The following is an 8,979-nucleotide window of genomic DNA, read 5'->3' as shown; positions in this document are numbered from 1 at the left end:
CAGCAGCGTCGCCGCCCAGCCGCCGGCCAACTGGCGCAGCGCCGCGCGCCGGCCGGGGCGCGGCGCGCGGGGAGGAAAACGGGAATCGGTCATGGTCGAACGCGTGTGGCGCGCGGGGAAACGATCATTCTCGGCAACCGGGCGTGGCGCGGCAAACAACGATTCCCGCTTTGCTTATCGTGACGATTGCGCCGCGCCCGCCGCGCGTGCCGTCAGAACTTCACGCGCAGCCCGCTGACGAACGCAAGCTGGCGGTTCGTCGACGACGCGCTGCCGATGTTCGAGATCGCCGCGATCTTGCGATAACCGCCCGACGTCGCGGTGCTCGCATCACCGGCCGCGAGCTGGTAGATGCCCGACACATAGATGTCGGTGCGCTTCGACAGCGCGTAGTCGAACCCGAGCGTGAACTGGTGCCAGCGCGGTTTCAGCGTCTGGCCGCTCGTGCCCGGCAGGCCGCTGGCGCGCCCGTCGGTAAACGTATAGACACCGATCAGCGTGGCCGCCGGCGTGATCTGGTAGCGCGCGTTCACGTCGTAGTTGTTGAACTTGCGCGACGAGCCGTCGAGATAGTCGAGCTGCGTGTGGCTCCATGCGAAGCCGAGCGTCGTGCGGCCCAGCGAGTAGTTCGCGCCGACCGCGCCGATCTGCTGCTTCAGTACGCCGCCGTTCAGCCCGTAGAAGAACGCGCCGCTGTAGTCGTTGCCGGTGGTCGAGGTCGCGCCGCCCACCGCGCCGCTCGTGTTCGACGTCGCATTCGGGTGATTGAGCCGCACATAGCCGCCGCCGACCGACAGCGGACCGTTCACGTAGTTCGCCGATGCGCCCCACGCGTTGTTGTTCGAGAAGCCGGTGCCCGCGCCGCCATTGGCCTGGTTGCTGAATGCATAGAGCAGGTCGGCCGTGAAGCCGGCGATCGTGTCGCTGCGGAATTTCACCGCGTTGTTCAGGCGGAAGCTCTGGTTCAGGTTGTCGTTGTCGCCCACGTGCGTGGCCGGCGACCAGAAACCGGCTCCCGAATACTGCGCGACGAGATCGGTGATCGGCTCGTACTGACGGCCGAACGTCAGCGTGCCGAGGCCTTTCTTGCCGAGACCCACGTACGCGGAGCGGCCGAACAGGCGGCCGCCCTGGCCGAGCCCGCCGTCGCTCGGCCGGAATCCGCTTTCCAGCGTGAAGACCGCTTGCAGGCCGCCGCCAAGATCCTCGGCGCCTTTCAGGCCCCAGCGGCTGCCGCTCAGCTTGCCGCTCGTCTGCTGGATGTTGCTCGCGCCGCCCTGGTTGTTCGTATACGCGATGCCGGCGTCGACCACGCCGTACAACGTGACCGAACTCTGCGCATGCGCACTGACCGAACCGATCGACACCAAACCCAGTACCACCGTTTTTTTGATCATGACCATCCTCTGTTGTTATCAGTACGTTTGTGAGGATCACGATGCTATTGACGACGGCCGCGTCGATGAACGGCCGATCCGTGGTTTGTAATTCGCTGTGCGGCCGATTTGTAATGTGCGTTGCCGCCGGCCCGGCAGGTGCGCCGCGATCGCGTCCGGCGCGCCTGCTGCGGCGAACGCATCGCGCGGACTGCGAACGTCGCGCGCTGGAAATGCCTGCGCGCGGTCATATCGATCGATGAAATGGTTCGATGTGCGGAATGCCCGTCGTTCGCATGACGATGCGTTTACGCAACGTCCGGCTAGGCGACGACCGGCCGATGCGCTATCCGCGTTTGCATATCGATTCCGCAAAACGTTGGTAGGGCCGTGCGAGGTGCGACGGTAGAGTCTGGCATCCGGCCGGTGGCCGGCATGACGCGGGAACAGCAGCGCGTACAGGTGTACGAATGCTTCCCGATTGGGACGATCGACGAAAAAGGGAGCCGTTTGACATGAGTCGCGATGTGCTGTTTCTGCTGGAACCGGGCTTTGCCGATCCGAAGCATCCGGGCCAGCGCTTCGTGTGTCCGCATGGATTGCCAATCGAAGGGCTGCTGGCGAGCGCGCCCGATCTTGCCGCGCGTCTGGACGTGAAGCGCGTTGGTTTCGAGCGGCCGCGGCCCGCGGTGATCGACGCACTCGACGACGCACACCAGGGCCTGCCGGTGCTCGTGCTGGGTCGCGACCGGCCCGCGCCGGACGACGCGCAGACGCTCGGCGACGTGCGCTTCGTCACCGACGCACGCCGCATCCTCGAACTGCTGGCCGAGCGCCACGGGTTTCCGGCGCTGCATTGACGCAGCGGTTCCACTTCCGATCCCATTCCATCCGATCGACAGGAGCATCCGATGTCGTCAATGTCGGCGGCACGTCGCCGTCTGCTGCTTGCCGGCGCCGCGGTCGTGGCGCACCCATTGGCCGCGTTCGCCGCGCCGGCCGCCGACGCCGATCTGGCCGGCGCGACGTTGCGCGTCGCAACCTACAAGGGCGGCTGGCGCGCGCTGCTGCAGGCGGCCGGGCTCGCCGATACGCCGTACCGGATCGACTGGCGCGAACTGAACAACGGCGTGCTGCATATCGAGGCGCTCAACGCCGATGCGCTCGATATCGGTTCGGGTAGCGAAATTCCGGCCGTGTTCGCCGCACGCCAGAAAGCCAATGTGAAATTCATCTCGCGTGTGCGTGAAGACCTGAACAACCAGGTCACGCTCGCGCGCAAGGACACGCCGATCCGCGGTATCGCCGACCTGAAGGGCAAGCGCGTCGGCTACGTGCGCGCGACGACGTCGCACTATTTCCTGTATCGACAGCTGGCGGAAGCCGGCCTGACCTTCGACGACATCCAGCCGATCAACCTGTCGCCGACCGACGGGTTGTCCGCGTACGACCGCGGCGATATCGACGCGTGGGCGATCTACGGCTACAACGGCCAGCTCGCGCGCAATCGCTACGACGCCCGTGTGCTGAAGACGGGGAAGGGGTATCTGTCGGGCAATTTCCCGGTGTACGCGAATCCGCGCACACTCGACGATGTGCGTCGCCGCGCGGCGACGGGCGATCTGCTGCTGCGGTTTCGACGTGCGTATGCGTGGGCGAACGGGCATTTCCGCGACTATGCGCTCGCGCAGAATCGCGAGACCCGCGTGCCGGTTGCCGATCTCGTCACGATGTTCGACCAGCGCAGCGAGGACTACGCATTGCTGCCGGTGACGCCCGACGTGGTCGCGCAGCACCAGCAGGTCGCGGACGTGTTTGCCCGCATCGGCGTGCTGGACGGGCCGGCCCATGTCGCGCCGTTGTGGGACACGTCGTTCAATTCGGTGGTTGCGGCGGGGTGATGCGATGAAGCGGAAGGCGCGGGCGGGTCAGCGGTGATGCAAATTTCGTCGGACGATCAGGCTCGACCGGATCAGGAGAACGTCGTCGCGACCATGATGCCGAATACCACGCCGAGCGCGATCCCGCAGAGCCGGCCGTAGATCGATGCGCGAACGTTGTCGTCGAGCACGAACGGCGAGCGCTTGTGCTTCCAGACCGTGCTCAGTGCGACCGGACGCGTCAGCAGCGCAATGCTCGCGATCAGCACGGGCGTGGCGATGAGCATCGCGACGCGCGGGCCGTTCCAGTCGACGCCGTGCATCGCCAGCGAAACCAGCGCGGCAAGCGGCACCTCGACGCACAGGCCGAGCAACGAGCCGTTGACGAAGGAATCTCCCGGAGTCTGGAACATGGTCGGTCCTGGGGGCGGGTGAAATCGGTGGCCGGATGGGGCTCCGGCAGAAAAATCATCGGCGCGATACGCGACGGTCGGTCGACCGTGTTCGACACGAACCGATATGACGGCCGGATGTTAAGGCAAATTGTCGGTCCGTTGGCGGTTATTCAAGCTATTTAACAAATGTTCCCGCGCCGAGGGCTTTCATGTCGCCCTTTCAACGTGTAACGTTCGGCAGTGACCATGACGATGCAGCGGCGTGCCCCGAGGGCCGGGCGTATTCCCGTTGCGTTCGTGGAGTGGGGCCCGCCAGCGGCATATGTCCCGTAGCCTGGGCCGGGAGCGAAAGTACAGGAGTCACCTGCCGATACCGGAAGCCGGTGGCCGCGATACGTTGTCGTGCCAACCGCGCCCAAATCAAAGTTCGATCATCGATAGAAACCGAATCACCAGCATTCCATGCGGGGATACATTGACCAGCGATCAATTCGGGCTCGACAGCGCATACAACGTCTACCTTCGCGAGAAATCCGCGAGCGCCGGACTCGCACTGGGCCGCGCGCTCAGATTGTCGGGCCACGCAGAAGAAGCGATTCGCGTGGTGAAGGAGCTTGCGGATCGCGTCAAAGAGCCCTTCTTTCGCGCGCAGATAGGCATCGACATGAATTATCTCGGCCTTTTCTCGCAGGCGGAAACGCTATTGACCCAAGCCATCACCGAACTTGATCACGAGCCTGATCTCAGGATCCTGAAAGTTGAACTCGCGATCTCGCGATACGCTCAAGGCCGTTTTCGGGAGGCGCACACGCTGAGTCGGCGACTGCGCGACGCATGGAGTCGGGCAGCGATAGTTTCCAATATCTATCAGAGCAGTACCGTCGAGTACGAGAAAATTGTCGGCAAATTGCTGCGATTCGACGAATCGGCCGCGGGCAAGCGTGTCCTCGTCATTCAGGAGGGCGGGCTGGGTGACGTGATCATGTTTTCCCGGTATTTGCATCTCTTGCGGGACGAGGGAGCGCAGGCTCTCGTATTGCAGGCACCGAATACGCTGGCGCCGGTATTTTCCGCACTCGACTGGCTCACCGTTGTAGAAGACGCCCGCAGTGCGATCGACCAAAGCGATTGCGTCCTCTGTACCTTCGATCTCTTTGTGCGCTATCAGGCGACGCCTTACTTTCCGAGCTACGCCGATTCATACTTGCAGGCGCCGGCGGGACGAGAGATGGCGACGCGGGTTGCCGACATTTTCAGAAATCGCCCCCAGGGCGTTCGCGAGATAGGCCTGATTTGGCGTAGCGGGACTGCGGTGCGCCACGAACCTTATCGATCGATCCCACTGGAGCAGCTTGCGCCCCTGTTCGGCGCGCCCGGGAGCCGCTTCCATGCGCTGCAGTTCGGCACGATCACCGAGGATGAACATGCGGTGCTCGACAAACACGGCATTGGGGTGATGAGTGACGAGCTGACCGATCTCGGCGACACGGCGGTCATCCTCAACAAGCTCGATTTGCTGATTACGGTGGATACCGGGCCCGCCCACCTCGCTGGTGCCCTCGGACGGCCAGTGTGGGTGTTGCTGTCGGCGGCATGCGACGAGCGCTGGTCCAACAGTCATCGCGACACGCCGTGGTACAGGTCAATGCAGTTGTATCGGCAGGCAACCCTAGGTGACTGGAGCAGACCGATATCGGAGATGGCGGAGGCGTTGTCCGGCGGCGATGCAATAGGGTAGCGGCTGACGTCGCGGTTGCCGTGTCGATTCGCGCCGCGCGCGCTCGTCAAACGGCGAAGATCCGCCGCTGGTAGTCGAGGATCAGGCGATCGATGTCCTGATCGGCGCGTCGCGGCTGGGTTTTCGGCTCGAGCCAGAGCCATCGCATCATCCGGTAGCGCGCCTCGACGCACATCAGCCATGCGTCCCAGTCCGACCAGTGTCGCAGCAACGGGATGTTGCGAATGTCGCGCAGCCCGTCGCGGATCTCGTACACGTTGAAGTACTTGCCCGCGCGCTGACTCAATTCGTCGAATGCGCGCGCGGCTTGTTCCGGGTCGGAAAGCAGAAAATCGTGGATTTCGATGATTACGTGGCTGCCGGAAAGCTGCTCCAGCAGCGCATCGTCGAACAGGTCGAACTCCGCACCCTCGATATCGCACAGGATGACCCGTTTGGCCGGCTCCCCGCCGTGCTCCGACAGAATCGCGGGCAAGTCGCGATCGGCCTTGCCATAGACCGCGACGCGGTCCGCCAGCCCCATCTCCGCGGCGCGGTGCTGGATCGCGTGGCGGCGCTGCTCGTCCATCTCGAAACACAGGCTGCGGGCAAAGACGTTGTTCCTGACCAGGCCGATGCCGAAAATCCCGTCGGCGGCGCCGAGGTCGACCAGCACCTTGTCGGGCGATCCGAGCGCTTCCAGGATCGCGCATACGGCGATCTCGTAGGTGCCGAGCAGATAGCCGCCGACCGCAACTTCCGCCCAATGACTGAAGCCGATCGGAAACCCGCGCAGGATGCCGTACTGGACGATCGAGCCTGTCTGCTCGCGCAGCAACTGCGACAGATAGTGCAGGCGAAGATTCGCGCCCTGGATCGAACTTTGGCTGAAATACTGCGAGTGGTCCATTTTTGTCGTTCTCTCGGGGTGAGGAAGCGCGTCGGGAAGGGTTGCGATGGCGGGCGGCTTCCGTCGTCGTCCTGCCTGGGACCAGAATATAGCGCGTTGTCGGCTCGCTCAGGAAGCCGGCTACCGGGGCGGCGCCGTCGATACGATGGGACGGGGTTCACCCGGAGCGTCCGGCCGAGCGATTCGCGAATACGCCGGCCACGTTGGCGGCGGCACGCCAGGCAGCCTATGTAATGCGTATTCGTCGAGCGCCGATTCATTTGTCGGACCGCAAGGACGCACGATCCACCGGCCGCCCCCCTGCATACGCAGGCGGTCGGCCGGCCCCTTCCCGTCATTCACCCGAACGCCGCGTGACCACGACCGAATCGCTTTCCTCCGAAGCGAAATCCCGCCACGCGACTGCCGGCGTCCGACGCGTTCATACACGCACGGTCAATTCACCCCGACCGCACTCCACGCGCGGGCGACCGTCGCGCTTTCGGCCGAGTTCGCGCCATACAGGTCGTTCGCGGCCTGGATCGACGCACGCCGCGCGTTCGGGTAGCTCGAGTTGGCGTTCAGGTACACGGTCAGCGTCCGGTACCAGATCTTGCCGGCCTTGTCGCGGCCCAGCCCGCTGAAGGTCGTGTCGCCGTTGCAGACCAGTTGCGTCCTCGACAGGCCGGTGTCGGTCGGCGGCACCGACGGGCCTTCCGACAGCAGGTAGAAGAAGCGGTTGCCGACCCCCGACGTGAAATGCGGATCGTGGCGCGGATTCGACCACGAGAAGCCGCCGGACGGGTAGCAACTGAACGACCGGCCGTCGAGATCCTGCTTGTACATCTTGCGCAGGCCGCCGCTCACCACGCGCGCGCCGATCACATAGTTGCCGGGATCGTTCGGGTTGTTCGCGTAGAACTTCACGAGCGTGCCGAAAATGTCGGACGTCGATTCGTTCAGGCCGCCCGCATCACCCGAATAGTTCAGGTTGGCGGTGGCCTCGGTCACGCCGTGGCTCATCTCGTGCCCGGCGACGTCGACCGACACCACGGGTTTCGGCAGGCGCGTGCCCGGCTCGCCGTCGCCGTACGCCATCACGCGCGACGACAGCCATGCCGCGTTCGCGCCCGTCGTGCCGCTGCCGGTATTGAACACCACGTGCGCGTAGCTCTTCACACCGCGGCCGTCGTTGAAGATGCCGTTGCGGTTATGCGTGGTCTTGTAGTAGTCCCAAGTCAATGCGAGCCCGTAGTCGATGTCTGCCGCGACGGTCTGCCGGTCGGTGGTCGTGTTGTTGCCCCACACGTTCGTGCTGCTCGTGAAGATCGACAGGTCGGTCGCTTGCTCGACCTCGTCCGAGCTGAGACCGCGACCATCGTAGACCGAGCCGCCGCCGCGGCTCGGATCGAGCATCCGGTACGCGTTCGTGCCGGTCTGGTCCGTCGTGAGCGTCAGGTTGCCGTAGTACAGCGAGCGGCCGGTGCCGGTCGCGGCGGCGGTCTTGATCAGGTCCTGTGCATCGAGTAGGGTGCCGGTGCGAGCGTCGACGTAGTAGAGCACGGCGTCGCCGTGGGTCTCGGTCGCCTTGCCGTAGACGCGCACCGCATAGGCCAGCGTCGGCGTGACGTCGCGTGCGAACACGACGAGTTCCGCGTCGTCGACGCGGCGCACGTCGGAGTTGAAGCGCGCGGCCGCGATGTGCCTGGCGCGCGTCGCGCCTACGTCGGGTGCGTTGCGGATCACGGCGCGGTTTCCGACCTTGCCGATCGAGCCGGCGAGATTGATCGGCGCGAGCTGGGTCACGCTTGCCTGCTTCAATTGCCCCTTGCTCGAATGGACGACCACGTCGCCGCCGATCACGGGCAGGCCTGCATGGAAGCGGTCGAAGCGCACGTGCTCGGTGCCGTCGGGATCGACGATCACGTCGCGTACCTGGAACTGGTCGCCGTCGGTCGGTGCGCCTGCTTGTGGCCCGGCGAACTTCAACGTGCGTGCCGTGCCGCCGGCAGCCAGACTGAAGGCGGACGGGTTCTGCTGGATCAGTTGCAGTGCCTTGTCGACCGCGGCCGGCTGGTCGCCGGCCTGGGCAAAAGCGCTGAGACTCGCGAGGGTAATCGCGGTGATGGGCAGCAGTCGAGACAGTTTCTTCATGTAATTCCCCAGGTTATGAATGGGTTTGTTCGAGGAATGCATCAAGTGATGACTTTTAAACAAGACGTGTCGCGAACAGCAGAGGGATGCTAGAAGGTGATTTTTATAATTACAAGATATTTTCTGTTGGATTAATTTTTCATGTCGCCGCTGTTAATCAAGTCGGGGTTTGGTGAGGGATTTGAAATGATCGTGTCGGGTGGGGCAGCCGCGTCGGGAGTCGCACATCGAGGTGTGGGGGATTGGGCCGTGATGTACGTGCCGCGATGGGCGGGGCGCGGTGCGGGTCGAGTGGACGGGAGCGAGTGACGTGTGATCGAGTTGACGGAATGACTGGAATTGGTTTCATTAAATATTGTTTTTTATTATTGTCATTTAATGTATGAGGGTGTCGTCAAGTTGCGTGCAGTTTTCCGTCGACTGATCTTGATTGGGGTAAGGGGGGGGTGTCAGGATTTCCGTGTTCAAGGCGGGTTGAGTAATTACACGGAAGGCCGGATGAATCGATCTGCGTAAAGGATAGCGAATTGGTTCATGGCGGTCTTCCAGTCATGAGCTGCACTACCCC

The 8,979-nt window shown here is 63.7% G+C and carries 7 protein-coding genes; 3 read left to right on the top strand and 4 right to left on the bottom strand.

The features are described 5' to 3' along the window. Window positions 1–212: 212 nt before the first annotated feature. Window positions 213–1,397 carry a porin gene (locus MMB92_RS34625; protein ID WP_277563251.1) on the bottom strand — a complete coding sequence of 395 codons (1,185 nt, stop codon included), beginning with the start codon at window positions 1,395–1,397 and terminating at the stop codon, window positions 213–215. A gap of 494 nt (window positions 1,398–1,891) precedes the next feature. Between MMB92_RS34625 and MMB92_RS34620 the strand changes: the two genes are divergently transcribed. Further along, on the top strand, window positions 1,892–2,236 hold the full coding sequence (locus MMB92_RS34620; RefSeq protein ID WP_006481897.1) for a DUF3088 domain-containing protein: 345 nt from the start codon (window positions 1,892–1,894) through the stop codon (window positions 2,234–2,236). 51 nt (window positions 2,237–2,287) lie between these two features. Continuing rightward, window positions 2,288–3,277 carry an ABC transporter substrate-binding protein gene (locus tag MMB92_RS34615; protein WP_077057005.1) on the top strand — a complete coding sequence of 330 codons (990 nt, stop codon included), beginning with the start codon at window positions 2,288–2,290 and terminating at the stop codon, window positions 3,275–3,277. A gap of 71 nt (window positions 3,278–3,348) precedes the next feature. Here MMB92_RS34615 and MMB92_RS34610 read toward each other — a convergent pair whose 3' ends face one another. Next, complete coding sequence (locus tag MMB92_RS34610) at window positions 3,349–3,669, bottom strand: hypothetical protein (RefSeq protein WP_058903624.1); 321 nt, start codon at window positions 3,667–3,669, stop codon at window positions 3,349–3,351. Window positions 3,670–4,126: 457 nt separating this feature from the next. On the opposite strand from MMB92_RS34610, the gene MMB92_RS34605 reads away from it, so the two are divergent. Beyond that, window positions 4,127–5,389 carry a glycosyltransferase family 9 protein gene (locus tag MMB92_RS34605; protein WP_084752587.1) on the top strand — a complete coding sequence of 421 codons (1,263 nt, stop codon included), beginning with the start codon at window positions 4,127–4,129 and terminating at the stop codon, window positions 5,387–5,389. 46 nt (window positions 5,390–5,435) lie between these two features. On the opposite strand, the gene MMB92_RS34600 is transcribed toward MMB92_RS34605, so the two are convergent. Together MMB92_RS34600 and MMB92_RS34595 are read right to left on the bottom strand one after the other, a co-directional pair. Beyond that, window positions 5,436–6,206: a hypothetical protein gene (locus MMB92_RS34600; RefSeq protein ID WP_230204632.1), complete on the bottom strand. Its 771-nt coding sequence runs from the start codon at window positions 6,204–6,206 to the stop codon at window positions 5,436–5,438. 507 nt (window positions 6,207–6,713) lie between these two features. Further along, on the bottom strand, window positions 6,714–8,411 hold the full coding sequence (locus tag MMB92_RS34595) for a M4 family metallopeptidase (RefSeq protein WP_200062949.1): 1,698 nt from the start codon (window positions 8,409–8,411) through the stop codon (window positions 6,714–6,716). Between the last annotated feature and the right edge of the window lie 568 nt (window positions 8,412–8,979).

Origin of the sequence: Burkholderia sp. IO2 (assembly GCF_029522185.1) — a bacterium.
Lineage (GTDB): Bacteria > Pseudomonadota > Gammaproteobacteria > Burkholderiales > Burkholderiaceae > Burkholderia > Burkholderia cenocepacia.
This window is presented reverse-complemented; position numbering and strand designations above follow the sequence as displayed.